The sequence below is a fragment of the Deinococcus terrestris genome (genome assembly GCF_009377345.1).
Classification (GTDB): Bacteria; Deinococcota; Deinococci; order Deinococcales; family Deinococcaceae; genus Deinococcus; species Deinococcus terrestris.
In genome coordinates this window covers 964,141-985,094 of the sequence record NZ_WBSL01000001.1, presented here as the reverse complement: position 1 = coordinate 985,094, position 20,954 = coordinate 964,141, and the positions used below count along the sequence as shown (strand labels likewise).

Below are 20,954 nucleotides of genomic sequence, written 5' to 3'. Positions count from 1 at the left end.
AGAAGCCCGCCGCTCGGGGCCGGGGGCCGCGTGGCAGCATGCCTGCATGACCGATCCCGGAGACCTCGCCAACACCGACGCCAACGCCCGCGAAGAGTTCCCCGAGACCAAGCGGGTCAACCCCGGCATAGGGGAAGAGCGCCTTGAAGAAGCCCTCCAGCGCAACGATAAGGACGAGGGTTCGATGGCGTCCGAGAACCCCGATCCCCTCGACCAGTAAGCCGAACAGAACAGCGCCGGGCCTCCATGTGCCCGGCGTTTTCTTATCTCCCGTTACCGTCTGAAGGCGATCCGGCCCCCCACTACGGTCAGGGTAGGCCAGCCGCGCAGCGTTTCACCGGCCCACGGCGAGAACTTCGCCTTGCTGAGGAAGGTGCGGGGGTCCACCTCTCGCTCGGTGTCCAGGTCCAGCACCACGAGGTCAGCGGGCGCACCCGGTTCCAGCGTCGGCGCAGGCCAGCCCAGCACGCGGGCGGGGGCCGCCGTCATCAGGTCGAGCAGCCGCTCCAGGCCCAGCCGCTCCCCAAAGCGGGTCCACATCAGCGGGAAAGCAAGTTCGATGTAGGCGATACCGAAGGGGGCTTCGAGAAGGTCGCGTTCCTTTTCCGCCCCCGTGTGGGGCGCGTGGTCGGTGGCGAGGCAGTCCACCGTGCCGTCGAGCAGCCCCCCCAGCAGTGCGTCGGCGTCGACCTGGGTCCGCAGCGGTGGGGCGACCTTGTAGACCGCGTCGAAGGAGCGCAGCGCCTCGTCCGTGAGGGTGAGGTGGTGGGGGCAGACCTCGCAGGTGACGGGCAGGCCCCGCGCCTTGGCCCCCCGCACCAGCTCCAGCGCCCGCGCCGTCGAGAGGTGCTGGACGTGCAGCCGGGCACCCGTCTGGGCCACGATTTCCAGGTCACGGGCCACCCGCGCCGCTTCCGCCGCCGCCGGGTTGCCGGGCAGCCCCAGCGCTTCGGACACCGGCCCCTCGTTCATCACGCCGCCCGCCCGCAGGGAGGCGTCTTCAGCGTGCACGCTGACGACCATGTCAAGGCTCCGGGCGTACTCCAGCCCCAGCCGCAGCACGCGGGCGTCCTCGTTCGTGCGGCCGTCGTCGGTGAACATGACGGCGCCCGCTTCCTTCAGGTAAGCGAGTTCGGCGAGGTGTTCGCCCTCTTGCCCGCGCGTCAGAGCGGCGGCGGGGCGCAGCCGGGCGAAGCCCAGGCCGTCCGCCTTCTCGATCAGCGTCCGCACGGTCGCCGGGTCGTCCACCACGGGCGACGTGTTGGGCATGGAGACGACCGTCCCGTACCCCCCCGCCGCCGCCGCCGCGAGGCCCGAGGCGAGATCTTCTTTCTGCGTCTGCCCCGGTTCGCGCAGGTGCGCGTGCGGCTCGATCAAGGCGGGAGCGACCGCGCCGCCCTGGCCGTCGATGACTTCTCCCTCGTGCGGAAGGTTCCAGCCCTTGATGACGCCGTTCTCGACGGTGACGGATTCGGGCGCCTCGGAGCCGGGGCGCTTGATGTTGGTGATGGTCAGTGTCATGGTCACTCCCGCCCCACCAGCAGGTGGTAAAGCACGCTCATCCGCACGGCCTGCCCATTCTCGACCTGCCGCAGAATCCGGCTCTGCTCGCCGTCGGCCACGTCGGAGCTGATTTCCAGGTCGCGGTTCATGGGGCCGGGGTGCAGCACGATGGCACCGGGCTCGGCCTCGCGCAGCAGCCTGGCGTTCACCTGATAGTGGTCGGCGTACTCGGCGAGGCTGGCGAGGTAGCCGCCCGACATGCGCTCCTGCTGGAGTCGCAGGGCCATCACCGCATGGGCGCCCCGCACGGCCTCGCGCGGGTCGGTGGTGACGGTCACGCCGGGCAGCGCGGCGAGGTCAGCCGGGAGCAGCGTCGCGGGGCCGCATAGCCGCACGCGGGCGCCCAGCTTGGGCAGCAGCTCGGCGTTCGAGCGGGCCACCCGCGAGTGCCGAATGTCGCCCAGGATGGCCACCGTCTTGCCCTCCAGGGAGCCGAACTCCTGCCGGATGGTGTAGGCGTCGAGCAGCGCCTGGGTGGGGTGCGCCCGGCGGCCGTCGCCCGCGTTGATGACGGGTTTGCCGCTGTAGCGGGCCACCAGATGCGCCGCCCCGCTCGCCGGGTGCCGCACGACGTAGGCGTCCACCTTGTAGGCGGTCAGCACCTCCACCGTGTCGCGCAGCGATTCGCCCTTGTTCAGGCTGCTCGCGCCCGCCGCGAAACTCACCACGTCGGCACTCATGCGCCGGGCAGCCAACTCGAAGCTCACGCGGGTGCGGGTGCTGTTCTCGAAAAAGGCGGTGCAGACGGTCAGCCCTTGCAGCGCCGGAACCTTGCGGACCGGGCGGTCGAGCACTTGGCTCATGGTGTCGGCGTTGTCCAGCAGCGCGGTCAGGCGCTCGGGCGTCCAGTCCGCGAAGTCGAGGAGGTGCCGGGGCCGGGTGCCCGCCGTCGTGGGCGCGGTCACGGGCGCTCCTCAGGCATGTCGTGAAGTTCGACCACGTCCACGCCGTCCGTCTCGGTCAGTTTCACCTTGACCATCTCGCTGCGGGCGGTGGGCAGGTTCTTGCCCACGTAGTCGGCGCGGATGGGCAATTCGCGGTGGCCCCGGTCCACCAGCACCGCGAGCTGGATGCCTTCGGGCCGCCCCAGGTCGATCAGGGCGTCGAGGGCCGAGCGCACCGTGCGCCCGGTGTACAGCACGTCGTCCACCAGCACCACCCGGCGCCGGGCGAGGTCGAAGGGCACCTGCGTCTCGCGGATGATGGGCTGGTGCGCGACTTCGGAGAGGTCGTCGCGGTAGAGGGTGATGTCGAGCATCCCGGTAGGGATGGACACCCCCTCCAGGTCCTCCAGCTTGCGGGCCAGCCGCTCCGCCAGCGGAATGCCGCGCGTGTGGATGCCGATCAGCGCGAGATTCTCGGCCCCCTTGTTGCGCTCCACGATCTCGTGGGCGATGCGGGTCAGCGCCCGGCGCACCTCGTCGGCGGTGAGGATGATTGCCTTGGGCGTCACCGGCGGCTCCGGTCAGGCACAAAAAAAACGCCGTCCAGCACAGGCGGTCGGCTCGTCGGGGTGGGGCGCATGAAAACTCCTTCTCCTGCCTCACGGGGCGGGTGCGGCCTCACGGGACCGCCGAAAAGGGGTGGGGACAGCGCGAACCAGGGTGGCTCTGCGCCTGCGGGAGTGTACACCGCGCCGCCGCCCGCGCGGAAGCCACCCTCGACCGCACAGTTTAAGGCGCACTAAACTTGACAGAAGCGCACTCAGGTTTTACACTCTGGACAGTTGAGCGCGAGGTGCAGGCGATGCCCCCGCGCTTCCCCCATCAGGAGGTTTCAAGATGATGCGATTTGATCCCTTCCGCGAAATCGAAGAACTGACCCAGCGCATGGACCGGGCATTCGGCGGCGCCATGAACGGCCAGGCCGCCCGTCTCGCCCCCCCCATCGACATCCACGAGGATGAGCAGGGCCTCGAGCTCACGCTCGACCTGCCCGGCGTGAGCCCCGACGACATCCAGATCGAGGCCGAGAACAACACGCTGACCGTGCAGGGTCAGCGCCGCTACGACCGCAAAGAGGGCCGCACTGCCCACCGCGTTGAGCGGGCCTACGGGACCTTTGTGCGGACCTTCAGCGTGCCCGCCAAGTACGACCTGACCAAGGTCGAGGCCAGTTTCGACCACGGCACCCTGACCCTGCATGTGCCCCGCTCGGAAGCGGCCCAGAAGCGCTCCATCCAGATTCGCACGGGGGGGCAGCAACTGAGCGCCCCGAAGACGGTGGACGCCGAGCAGGGCGACCAGACCGAACAGTCCCAGGAATAACTTAAGCCCCCACCCATGCCCCGGTCCTGCGCCGGGGCGTTTTGGTTTGGGGGTTAAGTGGGCCCCGCCGCGTCGTACTGGCGCTGGCGCTCGCGGAAGGCGGCCTTCTGCGCCGGAGTCGTCGCCCCAAAACAGTGGCCGCAGCTCACGCCGGGTTCAAATTGGGGGTGTGCGGTGTCCTCCGGGGTCAGGGGCCAGCCGCAGGAGTGGCACATCTGCGCGGTGCCGGGCGTCAGGCCGTGCCCGACCGTCACGCGGCCGTCGAACACGAAGCACTCGCCCTCCCAGCGGCTCTCTTCCTCGGCAACCTCCTCCAGGTAGCGCAGGATGCCGCCCTGAAGGTGGAACACGTCCTCAAAGCCCAGCCCCCGCAGCAGGCTGGTGGACTTCTCGCAGCGGATGCCCCCGGTGCAGAACATGGCGACGCGGCGCCCCGCGAGGTCATCGCGGTGGGCCTCCACCCAGGCCGGGAACTCGCGGAAGGAGTCCAGCTCCGGACTCATGGCCCCCCGGAACGTCCCGGCCTCCACCTCGTAGCGGTTGCGGGTGTCGATCACGAGCACGTCGGGGTCGTCCAGCAGCGCGTTCCACTCGGCTGGGGTGACGTAATGCCCAGCCTGCAAGGGCGGCTGCACCGGCACGCCCATCGTCACGATCTCGCGCTTGAGGCGCACCTTCAGCCGCCGGAAGGGCCGCTCCGCGCTCGCGGACTCCTTGTATTCCATCCGGTCGAACCCGGCCTCCCGCAAGAAGGCGTGCAGTTCGTCGATGCCTTCCCGCGACCCGGCCACCGTGCCGTTGATTCCCTCCGGCGCGACGATCAGGGTGCCGCACAGCCCCAGGCGCGAGGCGAGGGGCCGCAGGTCGTCCCGCAGTCGGGCGGGGTTTTCCAGCGGACGGAACTGGTAGAGGGCGGCGACGACCCAGGCGGGGGAGGGGGCGGGGACGGACACCGGGAGATGATAGCGATTGGGGGGATTCCTGGCGGGCAGCTACCTCGCGGTCTGGACGGCTTCGAAATCCGCAGCGACCGTTTCCGCGAAGCGAGGGGTCTTCCTAGCCCACGCCTGGTAGGCCCGGTCGAGGAGAGGTTGCACCCAGGCAGCCTCATTGCCGGGCAGCAGGTGAACCTCCCAGATGCCAGCCGTCCCTTGGTGGGCCACAGCCCGGACATACTTGACCGCTGCACATTCGAAGGCGAGGTTGGTGATCCGGCGCAGATGCCGTTCCAGAGGCTCGAACTCTCCCCCGCCGGGGAAAAGCCATGCCGCTTTTTCAAGGATGGACTCGGGGTCGGCCACGGGTGTGACCGTCTGCCGGAAATCCATCTCGCGGATGCCCTTGAGGCCGTTGCAGACCCGGCAGAGTGTTTGTAGGTTGTCCTCCACGTTGAGGCCGCCCACATAGCGCGAGCGGATATGGTCCACCTGCAACTTGGTGTCTCTGCCGCAGCACAGGCACACCCTGTCCCGCTTCCGGATGGCCCTCTTGAGCTTGGTGGGCACCTCTTCCGCTTCAAAGACCTCGTCCACAACGCCGACTTCGGGGGCGGCTTCCGGGTGAGTTTGCAGGTACAGCAGGCGGTCGGCGCTGGCGTTGTATTGGCGTTTGAACTGGTCATAGTTGGTGTAGAGCGTCGTCCAGAGGCGGTCGGGGTGGCTGAACTCCTGCCGTAACTCCTGCTCCTCTTCCAAGCGGTTCAGCTTGCGCTCAAAGGCCAGCGTCTGCGCGAGAGCGTCCATGTCGTGCAGGTCCCGCGCCTCGAAGGGCGTGAACTGGGGCCATGCGCCGTTGTGGGCACGGTGGCGGAGAACGGTCAGCACGTCCTGTTCCAGGCGGGTCAGGCGGTCGCCTGCGGCGAAAAAACGCCCGGCCCACTGCCCAGCCCTCCGTTCCGCCGCCGCGCTGACATTCACGTCCTCAAACTCGTCCAGCGGTTTGGCATCCAGTTCGCGGAACATCCGCTCATACCCTGCCTGGTCGCGGTTGAAAACAGGAATCAGCAGCCGTACCGTCTCGATGTCGTCGGCGGTCTGCTCGTTTTCCAGTTCCGCCTCGCGGTCCTCATCGGCGGCTCGCTCGCCCGACGCGGGAACCTCCCTGGGTTTGACGGCCGCGTCGTAGCTCACCGCATACCAGCCCAACGGCAGCAGCGTCAGGAAGGGGATGGCCGCACTCTCGCCGGGGTCCAGTTCGCGGGCGAGGTGCTCAATCAGTTCGGTGCTGATGGTCTGGACCGGGAGGCGAGTGGAGATGGCGGCGGCCTCGTCCTCCGTCTGCCCGGCCACGAGGTCGTCCCAGCGTGCCCAGTTGACGTGCTGCTTCCACTCGTCGATAAAGGCGACGATGTAGGCCTCTGCGGTGCCGCCGAAGCGGGGACCACGCAACGCCCGCCCAATCATCTGGGTCAGCAGGATGCGGCTGGTGGTCTGCCGGGTCAGGAACACGGTCTGCACGTTGGGAACGTCCGTGCCCTCGGTCAGCATCCGGATATTGACCAGCACGTCCAGCTTGCCTGTCCGGAACTGTTCCAGCACTGCCTCGTTCTCATCGTGCCTGCGGGCGTTTCGGGCCTCGGGGGAACCTGGATTGGCGTCTTGATGGGCGAAAATGGCGGCGGCCCTCACGCCGCGCTGCCTGAGCAGTTCGACCAGCGCCGTGCACTGATACCAGCGGTCAGCGAAAATGATCGTCTGGCCGTATTTCTCGCGGTTCAGGACGTAGGTGTCGGCAATCAGGGCGTTACGTTCGGCACTTTGCGCGAGTTCGGCAATGATGGTTTCGGGAATGTCGCGGTTCGACCCCAGCCACTCACGGTAGTCCCGTTCGGAGAACACGGCCTGGTGGCCGGTGGGCAGCTCCACCACCACGGGCCGCGCCAGAATGCCCGCTGCCATGAGGTCTTGTGGGCTGACCTGATACAGGATGTTTTGTGGGAACAGCCGCGTCAGGTGACCCCGCAGCTTCTCGTTGGTGTAGGTCGGCGTGGCGGTCAGCCCCAGCAGGTGCAGATCGGGCACCGCCTCGCGCAGGGCCTCCAGAAGCTGGCGGTAACTCCGGGCCGGGGCGTGGTGGCATTCGTCAAAGATGACCGTCAGGCCCGTTTCTGCCGCCGAACTCAGGAAGTCGCGCAGTCCGGCGTGCAGGCGGTTTTGCATGGCTCTTGCCAGCGTCTGCAAGGTGATGATAATTACGTCGTCGGTGCCCCTGATCTCACGCACCTTGCCGTGCCCGATGGTTCCCGAAACGGTCCTGAACGTGACGGCGTCGCGCTTGCCGCGTACGTGTCCCAGTTCATATCGGCCGTCATTTCCCCGGCCGAATCCCGCGAAAGCCTGATCCAGCAGGTGATGCGTGTGGGCCAGCCAGATGACCTTGTGGCCCTTGCTGAGCGGCCCGGTGGTCAGAAAGCGCGTGGCGGTAAACGTTTTCCCGCCGCCTGTGGGCAGGACCAAGATGCCGCCCCTGGGGTGCCGCCTCTGGCTGAACCACTTGTCCAGCGCGGAAAGGGCCTGCTCCTGATGGGCAGCCGGGGTCTTGTTGGAAGGCCGCTGCTGCACGTCTTTGAGCGGGTATCTCATCTGTCCCCGGCGCTGGGCCTGTGTCATGTCATGAGTATTCAACAGTTCGTGGGGCCGCGACCCCAACTTTCGGCGCGTCGCTGCCTCTCTGAAACCCCTATGACAGGTACCGCTTACGCCCTCTGCTAGCCTCCCTCCCGTGCCGCCTCTCCTGACCGCCGATTCGCTCACCGTCACCTTCGGGGAACGGGCGGTGCTGCGCGAGGTGTCGCTGGCGGTGGGGAGCGGCGACCGCCTCGCCCTGCTGGGGCGCAACGGGGCGGGCAAGACCACGCTGCTGCGGGTGCTGACCGGAGAGGTCGTGCCCGAGGAGGGCACCCTCTGGCGGCGCGAGGGGCTGCGGATGGCCGTGCTGGCGCAGCATCACGTTCACCCGCCGGGCCGGACCGTGCGCGAGATGGTGGACGCGGCGCACCCCTACCGGGCACTGGAAACCGAGCTGCTCGCGCTGGAGGTGAACCTGGGGGACCCCGCGACCCTCGCCGCGTGGTCGGCCCTGCACGCCCGGCTGGAGGACGCCGACGCTTACCGCTGGCCTGCCCGCGCCGCGCGGGTGCTGGGGATGCTGGACCTGACCCGCTTCCTGCACCGGGAGGCAGCCACCCTCTCGGGCGGCGAGCGCACCCGGCTGGCGCTGGCCCTCGCGCTCGCGCGGGAACCCGACCTGCTGCTCCTCGACGAGCCGACCAACCACCTCGACATCCGGATGCGCGAGTGGCTGGAAGGCTGGCTGCGCGACTTTTCGGGCGGCGTGCTGCTCACCAGCCACGACCGCGATTTTCTGGACGCCGTGGCGACCCGCAGCCTGTGGCTGGAAGGTGGCGAGGCCCGCGAGTATCCCGGTGGCTACTCCCGCGCCCGCGAGCAGCGTGAGCTGGAACGCCGCACGCAGTCCAAAGCCGCCCGACTGGGCCAGCAGGAGGCCGCCCGGTTGAGCGGAAGCGCCGAGCGGCTCGACGAGTGGGGCCGCCGGTCCCGTGCGATCAAGACGCGGGCGGGACGTGTGCCCGTGACCGAAGCGCCCCTCCCCGAGCGCCAGATTCGGATGCGCCTGCTGGCGGGCACGGCGCGGGCACCGCTGGTGGCCTGGGGCGAGCACCTCTCCAAGTATTACGGCGAGCGGGGGGTGCTGCGGGACGTGGCCTTCAAGCTGCGGCAGGGCGACCGGGTGGCCCTGATGGGCGCGAACGGCACCGGCAAGACCACGCTAATGCGTCTGCTGGCGGGGGAGCTGCACCCCGACCCCGGTCCCCCCGAGCCGGTGCTGCGGGTGGCGAACGGGGTCACGGTCGCCTCCCTCGACCAGACCTGGCACGGCCTGACCCCCGGTGAGGGGCTGCGGGCACAGTTCGAGCGCCGCTTCGGGGCACGGGCAAACGCGCTGCTGGGCCGCGCCGGATTCACCGCCGACGACTGGCCCAAGACCCCGGAGGTCCTGTCGGGCGGCGAGCGGGCGCGGGCGGGCCTCGCGCTCGTGAGTGCGCTGCGCTCGGACCTGCTGCTGCTGGACGAACCCACCAACCACCTCGACGTGGAGGCGTTGCAGGCGCTGGAGGGGGCCGTTCACGCCTATGGCGGCGCGGTCGTCATCGTGACCCACGACCGCCGCTTTGCCCGCGAGGTCGCCAATCGCCTGTGGGTGATTGAGGAGGGGACTCTGCGCGAGCCGCAGGGCTGGGGGTCGCGCGAGTACGCCGACCCCGCCCGCACGCTGGAGGGCGACCCGCCGCCCCCTCCACCGCCGCCCACCGCCCGGCAACGGCTGGTGCCCGTCGAGAACCAACTGGCGGACGTACGCCGCCAACTCGACGCCCCCCCCGGCACCCTGACGGGCCGCGAGGAGGCCCGCTTGCGGGCGCAGGCCCACCGCCTTCAGGGGCACCTCTACGACCTCTACGCCGAGGTTCACGCCGCCCCCCAGTACGACGCGGAGGTGCGCGAGGGGCCGCTGCGGGTGCGGGGGCAGCGCTTGGGCGAGCGGGGCGGCATGGTCTGGGCCGCCCACGACGAGACGTGCCCCCACCTCGCCTGGGACGGCGAGACGCTGCGCTTCTCGGCCCCGCCGCCCGCGTGGTACGGGGCGGCGCTGCTGGGCGGGGCGCTACGGATTCTCTTCGAGCGCTGGAACGTGGGCCGGGCGCGGCTGGGCGACGGCGGGCCGGTGCTGCGGCGGCGGGCGTATTTCGAGCGAGTGGGGCTGGTGGCGGGGAGCGGCAGCGGGGACCACGGTCCCCCACACCCCCCAGGCGACCAGCCCCCCGCCCCACCCCGCTATACTCCCCGGCATGAGTGAAGACCTGATCAAGGGCCGACTCGGCGGTGCGGACGGCTTCGGCGTCCGCTGCGCCATTGACGGCGACCGCATCTCGGGCCGCGCGGGCGGCCAGTTGTACGGCAAAGACATCGACCTCGAAATCACCGAGCGCGGCGTGCAGGGCACCGTCGGCGACGAAAGCGTGCGCATCGAGCTGGAAGAAGGCGAGCTGCGCGGCAACGTCGGCGGCCAGAAGCTGGTGCTGCGTGGCGTGGACCGGGTGACCGGCTTTCTGGGCGAGCCCATCGTGGGCTGGAACATCGTCGCCCAGCAGCAGGGCGAGAAGCTCAGCGGGCAGCTCGGCAGCACGGTCCTGGGCCGCACCTTCGAACTCGACCTCGGCTCGGCTCCCGGCTGGGTGGGCACCCTCGTCGCGGTGGTGGCGCTGTACGCGCTGGAGCCTCGGGTGAGCGGGGCGGTGAGCCGCTAAGCCGCCAGCCGCCAGTCGCCAGCTTCCAGCAACAACGCCCCGGCCTCAGCCTGGGGCGTCTGCTTTGATACCTGGCGACTGGCGACTACCTCCCGAAAAACCGGTACGTCACCCCGAACCGGAACGTCGTGCTGTCCTCGTCGTTCGCCACGCCGACGCTCACGCTGCTGCGCGGGCCGAAGTTGTACGCCGCGCTGATGGAGGGCCGCACCGCCTGGAGCCCCAGGCCCAGCGGCGTGCTGACCTGGAAGGACAGGCGGCCGTCGGGCGTGGTGTAGGTGGCGTCCAGCAGGCCTTCGCCCGTCAGGTCCACCTGGTACTGCAGGTAGAGGTCGCGGGTGAGGTATGACCCCAGCGTGATCGTCGCTCCGAACTCGCCGCCGTCCGCCGCGAGGTTGGGCGTCAGGCGGAACACGTCCAGCCCCAGGGCGCGGGCCACGTTCCGTTCCAGCTCGCCCAGCACGAAGATGTTCAGCGCGGTCTGGAGCGCACTCGTGCCCAGCGAGGCGAGGTTCTCCGGCAGCGCGTCGAGGTTGGGCACCCCGGTCGCCACCAGCGCGTACAGCTGCGCCTCGGTGTAGGGGGTGCGGGTCACCGGGTCGGCGCAGTTTCCATTCGCGCCCGGCGCACAGCTCAGGGTGGTCTGGAGGTTCAGGACATTCTGGCCGCTGGGCTGCGGCTCAAACTGCCCGCGCACGTCCAGGACCACGGGCACCCGCTGCCGGGTGGTCACGGCGGCGACCGTTCCAGCGGCGTTGAGCGCGAAGGAGGGGTAGAGGCCGTCCCCGGCGAAGGTCACCCGGCCCTCGCGCAGGGTGAACTCGTTCTCGCGCAGGAAGAGGCTGCCGCGTTCGGCGACGATCTCGCCCGTCAGCCGGGGCCGCGCTCCCGTGCCCGACAGCACCAGCCCGCCGCCGAACTCGGCCCGCGCCAGCGCCTCGTCCACCCGGATGCCGCCGGGCGCACGGATGGGAATATCCTCGAACACCAGCCGCTCCAGGAAGGGGCGCACCGGGGCGGGCACGTCCGCTCCCTCCTCCCCGGCGGGGTCGGGAAAGGTCGTGTATTCGGGCGGCAGCGGCGATGGGAAGGTGTCGGTGGGGCGGCCATCCGTGCCCGAGGTGCTCTGGCCGGGCGGGGGAATGGTCGCCACCGCGTCCGTGCGCCCCAGCACCAGCCGCGCGAAGGAGGCCGCGCCGCTGACGCGCACCACCGTGCCGTCGTCGAGGAGCCGCAGGTCGGCGTCCAGGCTGCTGTCCCGCGCCGAGATCACCGAGATGGGCAGCGCGTAGCCCTGCGCGGTCAGGCTCAGGTCGAGGCGGGGGGTCAGCGCTCCGGTCAGCCGCAGCGTTCCGGCAGGGCCAGCGGCAGTGGCGGGCGTGCGGCTGCTCGCCTCCACGGTCCAGCGGTCCTCCCCGGCCTGAGTCACCGTCACGACGCTGTTCGGCAGGGCTCCCAGCGCCTGCGGCGCGAGCAGGCCCCGGAAGGTGGCGGTCGTCCCCGACAGGCGCCCCAGGCTGAGCTGCCCGCGCACCTCCAGGGTGCCGTCGCTGCCCAGCACGCCGCCGGTCAGGACGCGCCCGCTGGCGTTGAAGGCCCCGGAGTCGGGCAGGTCGCCCTCCAGCGCAGGCACCTGAAGGCTCAGCCCCGCGAGGCTCCCGGCGAGGTTCTGTGCCCGCAGCAGCCCGCGTGGGCGGTCGTAGGTGCCCGCCGCCGACAGGGTCACGGTCCCCTTGAGGCTGGGGTCCAGCCCGGCCAGCCCCGGCAGCAGCCGCAGCACCGGGGTAAAGGTCGTGCCGTCGAAGCGGGCTTGCAAGTCCACCCGCTCGCGCGTGTAGCCCCCGCGCACGTCCCAGGTCCCGGCCCCGGCAAGCTGGATGTTGACGTTCCGCAGTTCCCGGTCGGCGTAATCCAGCGTGCCCGTACCCGTCAGCGTCTCGGTGATGGCCTGCGGCCCGGTTCCCGTCACGGCGGTCACCCGGATGCGCTCGGCCACGACGGTGGCGCTGCCCGCCAGGGGATCGGCCAGCGGAACGCGGAAGCGGGCCACGCCGGTGACCACGCCTTCGCCCACCGGGGTGCCCGTCACGGCGGTGGTCAGCGCTCCCAGCGGCAGTGCCTGGAGGGTCGCCTGCCCACTCAACACGCCGCCCGTCAGCGAGGCCAGAAAGTCCGTCTCGCCCAGGAATCCGCGCAGGCGCCAGTCGCCGCCGATCAGGGTGCCCTCCACGCGGGCGCCGAGCTGCTTCGGCCCCAGGGTCAGGGCCGGGCTGGTCAGGATGACCGTGCCGCCCCCGTCGTTCAGGGTGGCCTCGCCGCTGACCCGCCCGGCGAGGCCTGGGGCGAGCGCGAGTTCGCCCAGTTCCACCTCGTCCAGCCGCGCCCGCAAGCGGTAGCCGTCCCCAGTGGGGCGCAGGGTGCCCAGGGCCTCCAGCGCGGGCAGCACGTCGGCCAGCCCGCCCGTACCCGTGACGCGGGCGGCCCCCACCGTGTTTACCGCGCTCAGATTCGCCGCGAAGGTCTGCCCCTGAAGGGCCACTGTGCCGTCCAGCCGGACTCCTTCTCCGGTCGCGCTGAGGCCCGGCAGGTCCAGGGGATAGCGGGCCGCCGCCAGCGTTCCCGTCAGGCCCCCCGCCCCGGCGGTCACGTCCGCCGTGAGGGTGCCGTCCCCCTGCCGCACGCTTCCGCTGAGGCGCCCGGTCCAGCCGCCCTCGCCCTGCGCGGCGGTCAGGTTCAGCGTTCCGGCGGGCAGGGCGGCCGTAGCGGTGAGGCTGGGGCGTCCGCCCGCCAGCGTCAGCTCCCCGGTGAGGTCGCCCCCCAGGGTCAGGCCCAGGTAGGGGACCTCGTAGGTGGTGGTCACGTCGGTGACGCGCAGGGCCACGCGCCCCTCGCCGCTCGCCGTGTTCGCCGTCCCGCTCGCGGTGAGGCGGCCCGTCACGCCTTCCAGATTCAGCCGCCCCAGGTCCAGGCCCGGCAACTCGGCCCGCAGCACGTCGCCGGTCCAGGTGACCTGCCCGGTGCGCTCGCCGTCGGTCACGTCGAGGTCGGCCGCCTGGAGGCTGGCCTCGCCCGCCGCCCGCCACTCGCCCCGGCGCAGGCTGAGGGTCAGGCGGGGATCGGCCAACGGTCCCTGCGGGGTCACGCTGAGGCTGAGTTCGGGGCGGGTCAGCGCGGCGGTGCCCAGCCAGCGCCAGCCCCCCGCCTCGTCGGGGCGCACTTCCAGCACCCCGTTCGCCTGGGCGCCGGGGCCGTCTACCAGCCGGACCTGCACGCCGCCTGGGGTCGCCACGATCCGCGCTCCCGCCCCCAGCAGCCCAGCCTCGCCGCTGACCAGGGGCTGCGCCAGCGGGCCGTCCAGCCGCAGCACGGCGGGCGCGGTCAGCACCCCGTCGGGGCCGCCCGTGACCCGCACGGTGCCGTGCCAGCCGGTAAAGGGGTCGGCGTTCACGTCGAGCGCGGCCCGCAGGCCCGCCGCCCCCAGGGTGCCGTCCAGCGTCAGCGCCCGGGCGCGGTAGGTGGCCCGCACGTTGCCCTCCAGCCCGCCCCCCGCCGCGAGGGTGAGGTCGGCCGCAGGGGAGCCGTTCAGCGTGACGGTGCCGCTGGCCCGCACAGTGCCGCCCGCCGCACCCAGCGTTAGACCCGCGAGGGTGAGGCGGTGGCCCTCCAGCGTCAGCACGGGGTCCGTGCCCTGGGTCAGCGTGCCGCGCAGGTCGGCGAGGGTGCCCCCGAAGGTGCCCCGCGTGTCGGCCAGCGTGACGCCGAAGGCTTCCGCTTCGCGCGTCTCCAGCGTCCCCGTCAGGCTCGGAGCAGTCAGCGGGCCGGAGAGGGTGACCTCTGCCGCCGCCTCGCCCATGGCACCCTCCACCAGCGCGAGGGGCCGCAGCCGCAGGGTGCCGCCGAGGTTGGGCACGAAGCCCTCCCCGTCCGTGAGGGTCAGAGCACCCTCGCCCAGCGCCCCCGCCGCCAGCGCGTAGCCGCCCTGTCCGTCACCGCGCAGGGTGACCGGGGCAGGCAAGCCACCGACCCGCGCGGTCGCGGTGCCCGCCAGCCGGGGCCAGGTGCCCTCCAGGTCCAGTGTAAGGTCATTGCCGCCCTGCCGCGCCGTGCCGTAGACCCGTGTCCGCACGGTGCCCGCGCCCAGGTCGAGGTCGCGGGCGTCGGCGTAGAGGATGCCACTTTGCTCCTTACCCTTCAGGGTCAGGCGAGCGTGGGCACGGGCGTCACGCACGGGGCCGGAGAGAGTGGCGAGGGCGTCGAAGCCGTCCGCGCGGGCGGTCGCCTGCCCGGACACGCGCAGGTCACGCAGCGGTCCAGTCAGGGTGAGGTCGCCCCCCACCTGGCCGACGCCGACGGCGCGGGCGTCCACATCACGCACGGTCAAGCGCACACCGTCGGGCAGCGCCCCCCGCGCCTTCAACACCCCTCCGCGCAGGCTGCCGTCCAGTTCGGCGTCCAGACGGTCGGGTGTTCCCGGCTGCCGCGAGAACGTGGCCCGCCCGTACAGGCTGAATGGCCCGGCCTGCCCCTGTTCGCCACGCAGGGCCACTTGGCGGGCCTCGACCCGCTCCGGCCCGCCCGTCAGGGTACCGTTCGCCTCCACGGTGCCGCCGAAGGTCAGCGCGTCTACGTCCCACGCGGGAGGCAGCAGCCGCGCAAGACGCACGGGCTCGGCCCGCACGCTCAGGCGGTAGCGCCCGCCCTCCAGCGTGCCCCCGCCCGAGAGCCGCGCCCCGGCGAGCCGCAGCGAGACGGTCCCGGCCCGGTACGTCGCCCCCACGTCGCCGCTGAGGTCCCCTTCCACATCGTCCAGTCGCCCGGCGAAGGTGGCCCCAGCGCCCGCCCAGGTGTCGCCCTCCAGCGTGGCCCGGCCCGTCGCCCGCAGTTGGCCGGGACGCTCCCACAGGGCGCCCACGTCCAGCGCCGCGAGGTCCAGCGTGCCGCCCGGCCGCAGCGGGAGGTCGGCGGGGAAGGTCCCCGTCACCCGTGCTGGGCCGACGCTCGCGGCCAGGGCCAGCGGCCCCGCTCCGGTGAGGCGGGCGTCCAGCGCCCCGCCCGGTACGCTGCCGGTGGCCCGCAGGTCACCCAGCCAGCCGGTGCGGACATTCCAGCCGGTCACCCCGTCGAGCCGCACACGGGTGTCCCCGGCGACGTAGGGCGCGTGGACGTTCAGCCGCGCCGTCAGCAGCCCGCCGAGCGCCCCCGACCCCAGCCGCCCCCGCACGGTTCCGGCCAGGGCCTCGCCGCCCAGGTCGGCCTTCCAATCGCGCCCGAACAGCCGCGCGGTGACACGGGTGCCCGCCGCCTGAAGGCCACCGACTCCACTATTGAGGACGCCCTGCACCCGCACGTCGGGCTTGCTGAACGACCCCAACACCTGCCCGGTGTACTCGCCGGGGAGAGCATCGCGCAGGCTGGCCTTCGCGCTGAGGCGCAGCTCGGGGATGACAGGACCGCTCGTCCGGAAGGTGCCCAGCCCGTCCGGCAGCGTGCCTGTGCCGCCCTGCACCCGCAGCACGCCGCCCGCGTAGGTGGCCGGGGCGCGGAAGGTCACGCCCGCGACCTCGCCCTCCGTGTCCAGCCGCAACGCGCGCAGGGTGCCGCTCACGCTGCCGCTGACCCACCCATTCGTCCCCGCGAGCGGCCCCAGGTCGGGCACGTCCACCCGGCCCGTGACGGCCCAGTCGTCCGGGGTCCGGCTGAGGTTGAGCGCCAGGGTGCCGCCCGCAACCGTCGCCTGGAGGGTCGCGCTTGCGCCCGGCCCGGTGAGCGCCCGGCCCACCGCCGTGAGGTCCACGGCCCGGCCCTCGTACCGCCCCGCCGCCCGCAAGGTCAAGGTGTCGGCCGCGTTCCCCGTCAGGGTGCCTCGCACCTCTCCTAGGGTCAGGTCGGCCTCCGCACGGGGGTAGAGCGGCCCGCGCACCCGCAGCGCCAGCCCGCCGAGGTCGCTCGCCAGGTCGCCCGCGAGCTGCCCGCGCGTCAGGGTGACCCGCCCGGTCGCGCTCTGCCCGGCCGCCGAGAGATTCACGTCCGCTCGCCCCGTCGCCCGGTCAAAGTCCAGCTCCGGCACGGTCAGGTCGGCGGTGACGCGCCCAGTCGCCTCCACGAAGGGCCGCAGCGCGAGGGCGTCTAGCACCGCCCCCCGGATGGCGAAGTCGCGCCCGTCGTAGGTCAGCGGGATGCGGGTGCCGGGGTGGGTCAGCTCGGCGGTGGCCCGCACGCCGCCTTGCCACGAGACGGCCCCACTCAGGCCCAGCGGCTGGCCCAGGTAGCGCGTGCCCGAATTGCTCAGGGTCGCGCCGTCCGGGGTCACGTCCGCGACGAGTCGCCCGGCAACGAGTTCGCCCCTCAGATCGGCAGGGAGTGCGGCCAAGAAGGGGGAGAGGTCGGTCTGAAGTTGCCCACCCAGGCGTGGAAGGAGGTTGACCCGTCCAGCGAGTGGACCCGACGGCAGCGCCGCCAGCGTCCGGCCCCCACCTCGCACGGCCACCGTCCCCGCCCGCCCGCCGAGGGTGTAGCGCAGGTTGGTTCCGCTATCCCAGCGTCCCCCCGCGAAGGTCAGGCCACCCACGTTGATCCGGCCCGCCGTGGGGGCGACACTCAGCGGCAACGTCTGGGCCGGAAGCACAAGTTGCGCGGCGTCGGCCCCGAAGCTCTGCCCACGCACCCGCACGCTGCCGCGCAGGGCCGTCAGGTCGCCCGCCGCGCTCGCTTCCAGGTAGGGGCCGGTCACATTGGCCCGCACGTCCGACACCTCGCTCAGCCCTCGCAGCCGGGCCGTCGCGGTCAGGGTGTGGTCGGCTGCCTCGCCCGTCAGCGCCAGCCTCCCATCCCGTGCGGTCAGGCGCAGAGGCCCGGCCCGCAACTCGCCCGCAGCTTGCCCGTTCGCCAGCGTGAGGCGGCCCGTGACCCGCTCGCCCAGCGCCTGCACATTCACGCCGATTTGCCCGCTCGCCCGCTCCACGTCCAGCCCCGGCAGCGTCAGTGTGGCCGTCACGCGCCCGGTCGCCTCCACGAAGGGCCGCAGCACGCGGGCGTCCAACCTCGCGCCGCGCACCCGCAGATCGCGCCCGTCGTAGGCGAAGGGCACCCGGCCTCCCGGATGGGTCAGCGTGCCCGACGCCCGCACCCCGCGCCGCCAGTCCACCTGCGCCCGCAGATCCAGCGGCTGGCCCAGGTAACGGCTGCCGGAGTTGGTCAGCGTTGCGCCTTGCGCCGTCACGTCCGCGACGAGCCGCCCGGCGACGAGTTCTGTCCGCAGATCGGCAGGGAGCGCGGTCAGGAAGGGGGAGAGGTCGGTCTGAAGTTGCCCACCCAGGCGCGGCAGGAGGTTGACCCGTCCAGCGAGTGGACCCGACGGCAGCGCCGCCAGCGTCCGGCCCCCACCGCGCACCGCCACCGTCCCGGCCCGCCCACCCAGCGCGTACCGCACGCCCAGCCCGCCACTCCAGCGTCCCGCCGCGTAGGTCAGTCCACCCACGGTCACACGTGGTCCGGTCAGGTCGGCGGTGAGCGGGAAGGACTGCGCCGGAAGGCTGGCCCGCGCCGCCCCCTCCCCAACAGCTTGCGGACGCAGACGCACGGTGCCGCGCAGAGAGTCCACATTCCCGGTGGCCGAGGCAGTCAGCAGCGGCCCGGTCACGTTCACACGCAGGTCCTGCAAGGTCGCGGGAAGGGTCAGTCGGCCCTGGGCGGTCAGACGATGCCCGGCAAGTTCCCCGGAGCCGTCCACCCGCCCGTCCCGCGCCACGAGGCGCAGCGGCCCGGCGCTCAGGGTGCCCGAAAGTTGCCCGCTCCGCGCCGTCAGGTCGCCCACCAGCGGTTGCCCCGCCAGCGTGAGCTGCCGCGCCCGCACGTCGAAGTCGGAGAGGCCGTGCAGATTGACCCGCGCCGTGCCGCCCGCCCCGTCAAACACGTCCAGGGTGCCGCGTGGCTCGGCCCCGGTGCCGCGCACCCGCCCGTCCACATAGAAGCCCTCCAGCGGCCCACGCACCCGCAGGTCATAGCTCGCTTCCGGGAGCGCCGCCGTCCCGCTCGCCCGCAGGCCACCCGGACCCTGCGCGGTCACGTCCAGTGCCCGCCACGGTCCGGCCAGCGCGACCGCATAGCCGCCTTCCAGCGTGCCCCGCGCCCGCACCTCGCCCGCGAAGCCTGGCCCCCACGTCGCGCGGCCCTGCACCTGCCCGGAGCGCCCAAAGGCGGTGAGGGCCTGGGTCCCTTCAACCGCCACCAATCCCGTCCGGGCGTCGTACCGCACCCGTAGGTCGCCCCAGGTCCCGCTCGCCGTGAGGCGCGGCGTCAGCGTGGCCGTGAGGTCCACCGCCTGCCCCGGCAGCGTCACGCCCGCCTGGGTCAGCGGGGTGGTGCGCCCAGTCAGCCGTGCCCGCAGGTCGCCGTATGGCCCGGCCACGCTCGCCGCGAGCGTCTGCCCCTGCCACGTCACCGGGCCGGAGGCGGCCACGTCCGGATACACCCGGCCGCTCAACCGGGCGACCGCGTCCGCGTAAGCGCCACGCAGCTCGGCCGTGACCTCGCCGCCGCGCCGGGTCAGCGTGCCCGCCACGCTCGCCCCAGCGACCCGCACGTCCACCCCCGCCGTGCCGCCCGTTCCCGCCAGCGCGAGGTCCAGCGTTCCGGCGAGGTCGGGCTGCCCCACCAGCGGCCGCAGCGCCGCGAGGTTGACCCGCCCGGCCGCGTCCCAGCTCTCTCCGCTGAGGACGCCCCGCGCTGTCTCGCGCCCGCCGTCCGGCCCCGCCGTCGTGAGGGCGAAGCGGACGCCACCGCCTTCCAGAGCGAACTCGCCCGCGATGTCGGCCCCCTCGACCTGCGCCGTCGTGCGGAAGTCGTCGGCCAGGACGGTTCGTGCCGAGACGCTCACGCCGCCCGCCGTGCCGCGCAGGTCGGCATAGTCGCCGCGCCCGGTGGCCGTCAGGTCGTAGCCGTTCCCCTGCGCCGTCAGCGTGCCCGTGACCCGGCGGTCCGTCATCACCGTCGCCGTCCCGTTGACCCGCGCCCCGCCCGCCACCGCAAGGTCCCGCGCCGTGAGGGTGAAGGCGTCCCCGTTCCACACCAGCCGCTGCCCGTTCGGGGCAAAAGTGCCGCGCTGCTCCGGCAGGTTCAGCGCGACCGGGCCACGCAGGGTCCCCGTCACGCCGGGCACGTCCGCCGCGAGCGTTCCACCCAGGAGTCCTTCGGTCAGGTCAAGGTCGCCCTCGCCACTGAGGGTCACGCCCGCCCCGCTGAGGCCCTGCACGCTCCAGCCCCCCCGGAACTCGCGGTTCAGGTCCAGCCGCGCCGCGCCGAAGTCGGCCCGCAGCCCTTCCCCGTTCAGCCGGGCGGTGCCCTCCAGCCGGAAGGGACCCGCCGCCCCATCCGTCACCCGCGCCCGCAGGTCACGCGGGGTGCCACTCAGGGCCACCCGCGCCGACGCCGCCCCGTAGTCGGGGTTGAGGGTGGCGGTCAGCGCCTGCGTGGGCAGCGAGTAGCGCCCAGCCAGCGGCCCGCCCAGCCCCTCGCCCGTCAGGGTGACGAGGTTTCGCGCGTCCACGCCCGCCCGCACGTCCAGCGGCCTCCCGGCGAAGTCGCCCGCCCAGGTCGCCCGCCCCGAACGCCCGAACGTCCACTCGCCCGCCAGGGTCTGTTCCCCGCTCAGGCGGGTGTCGGCCCGGAAGGTGAGGGTGTTGGCCTGGGGCAACTCGCCCTCCCCGCTCGGGCTGGCGAAGGCGTACTGCGCCCGCAGGTCGTCGAAGGGCACCCCGGCGAAGCGCCCCGCCCCGGCCACCTCCGCCCGCACCTCGGCGCGGCTCCAACCCCCGGCGGTGGCCCGCAGGCGCAGGGCGCCGTCGCCCGTGGTGCCGAGTGCCTGCGCCAGTCCTGCCACGCGGGGGGTCGCCTCGGCGGTCACGTCCCAGCGCTGCTGGCGGGTGTTCGCGGTGGCCCGTGCCGTCACCGGGCCGTCCCAGCCGCGCCCGGCGAGCCGCAGGGCGAGGTCGTCGCCCCGGTGGGCGAGGGTGCCGTTCACGTCCCCCACCGTCACGTATTCGGCTTCCGGCACCCGCAGGCCCGCGCCGCGCACCCGCAGGTCCCCGCGAATCGGCGCCCCCCCGCCCACCGCGTACTGCCCGGTGATGCGTCCGCCTGTCACGCCCGGCCAGTAGTGGTTGATGATCCGCGCGTCGGCATCCACGTCCAGCAGGAAGCGGTTGCCCAGCTCGCCCTCTTGCACGGTCACGTTCGCGTTGAGGTCGCCCTGCCGGGTCTGTCCACGCACGGCCAGCCGCCCATCGTCCAGAGGCGAGACCCGGAAACGGCCGTCGGGCACGTTCAGTCCTGCCCCGTCCACATTCACCCGCGTGCCCTGCACGTCCAGCCCGCCCAGCACCACCCGCCAGCCGCCTCCCCCGCTGGCCTCCCCGGAGGCCGGACCGCGCCGCAGCAGGTCGCCCAGGCGCAGGTTCACGGTGCCGTTCTTCACAGCCGCGTCCAGCCGCAAGGTGCGGGTGCGGGGGTCCACCCCGGTCACGCGCACGCTGGCCTCGTCTGCCGTGGCGTCCACGCCGGGAATCTGGACCCGCGCCCCCCGCAGGCCCGGCGACCACAGCCGCCCGTCCACGCCCTCGGCCGTCACCACGTCGCCGCCGAATTGCCGCAGCGCCCACTGCCCCAGCAGGGTGGGGGCAAACCATGCCGCCAGCCCCAGCAGCGCGGCCAGAGCCAGCAGCACCCACCCGGCCCGCCGGGAGCGGGGGGGCCGGGAAGGCGCGGGGGGGGTCGGCGTCACGCCGGGCCTGTGAAGAGGACGG

General features: G+C 72.6%; 10 protein-coding genes. 4 read left to right on the top strand and 6 right to left on the bottom strand.

Translation table 11 applies throughout. The annotated features are described in order from the left end of the window. Nucleotides 1-46 precede the first annotated feature (46 nt). A complete protein-coding gene (locus tag F8S09_RS17600; protein ID WP_194165213.1) occupies nucleotides 47-220 on the top strand; it encodes a hypothetical protein in 174 nt (57 codons plus the stop codon). Nucleotides 221-273: 53 nt separating this feature from the next. Here the strand turns inward: F8S09_RS17600 and F8S09_RS04835 are convergent, their stop codons facing one another. From F8S09_RS04835 to pyrR, 3 genes are read right to left on the bottom strand one after another with little or no spacing between them, the layout of a single operon-like run. Beyond that, the gene (locus F8S09_RS04835; RefSeq protein ID WP_152869367.1) at nucleotides 274-1,521 is read right to left on the bottom strand and encodes a dihydroorotase; all 1,248 of its coding nucleotides are present in this window, start codon (nucleotides 1,519-1,521) and stop codon (nucleotides 274-276) included. A 2-nt stretch (nucleotides 1,522-1,523) separates the two neighbouring features. Beyond that, on the bottom strand, nucleotides 1,524-2,468 hold the full coding sequence (locus F8S09_RS04830; RefSeq protein WP_322618534.1) for an aspartate carbamoyltransferase catalytic subunit: 945 nt from the start codon (nucleotides 2,466-2,468) through the stop codon (nucleotides 1,524-1,526). Then, the gene (gene pyrR / locus F8S09_RS04825; RefSeq protein ID WP_322618533.1) at nucleotides 2,465-3,016 is read right to left on the bottom strand and encodes a bifunctional pyr operon transcriptional regulator/uracil phosphoribosyltransferase PyrR; all 552 of its coding nucleotides are present in this window, start codon (nucleotides 3,014-3,016) and stop codon (nucleotides 2,465-2,467) included. The genes F8S09_RS04830 and pyrR overlap by 4 nt, the downstream gene beginning before the upstream one ends. Before the next feature lie 328 nt (nucleotides 3,017-3,344). Between pyrR and F8S09_RS04820 the strand changes: the two genes are divergently transcribed. Next, the gene (locus tag F8S09_RS04820; RefSeq protein WP_152869365.1) at nucleotides 3,345-3,830 is read left to right on the top strand and encodes an Hsp20/alpha crystallin family protein; all 486 of its coding nucleotides are present in this window, start codon (nucleotides 3,345-3,347) and stop codon (nucleotides 3,828-3,830) included. A 53-nt stretch (nucleotides 3,831-3,883) separates the two neighbouring features. On the opposite strand, the gene trhO is transcribed toward F8S09_RS04820, so the two are convergent. Then, nucleotides 3,884-4,783: an oxygen-dependent tRNA uridine(34) hydroxylase TrhO gene (trhO, locus tag F8S09_RS04815; protein ID WP_322618532.1), complete on the bottom strand. Its 900-nt coding sequence runs from the start codon at nucleotides 4,781-4,783 to the stop codon at nucleotides 3,884-3,886. A gap of 39 nt (nucleotides 4,784-4,822) precedes the next feature. Beyond that, nucleotides 4,823-7,438, bottom strand: a complete 2,616-nt coding sequence (locus tag F8S09_RS04810; protein WP_152869361.1) for a DEAD/DEAH box helicase family protein — start codon at nucleotides 7,436-7,438, stop codon at nucleotides 4,823-4,825. A 112-nt stretch (nucleotides 7,439-7,550) separates the two neighbouring features. Here F8S09_RS04810 and F8S09_RS04805 point away from each other — a divergent pair, with 112 nt between their 5' ends. Both F8S09_RS04805 and F8S09_RS04800 read left to right on the top strand, forming a co-directional pair. Next, nucleotides 7,551-9,704 (top strand): ABC-F family ATP-binding cassette domain-containing protein, encoded by a 2,154-nt coding sequence (locus F8S09_RS04805; RefSeq protein ID WP_322618531.1) that lies wholly within the window; start codon nucleotides 7,551-7,553, stop codon nucleotides 9,702-9,704. Continuing rightward, on the top strand, nucleotides 9,697-10,155 hold the full coding sequence (locus F8S09_RS04800; protein ID WP_152869359.1) for a hypothetical protein: 459 nt from the start codon (nucleotides 9,697-9,699) through the stop codon (nucleotides 10,153-10,155). The genes F8S09_RS04805 and F8S09_RS04800 overlap by 8 nt, the downstream gene beginning before the upstream one ends. Nucleotides 10,156-10,240: 85 nt before the next feature. Here the strand turns inward: F8S09_RS04800 and F8S09_RS04795 are convergent, their stop codons facing one another. Further along, entirely contained in the window at nucleotides 10,241-20,932 is a 10,692-nt protein-coding gene (locus F8S09_RS04795; protein WP_322618530.1) for a translocation/assembly module TamB domain-containing protein, read from the bottom strand. Nucleotides 20,933-20,954 lie beyond the last annotated feature (22 nt).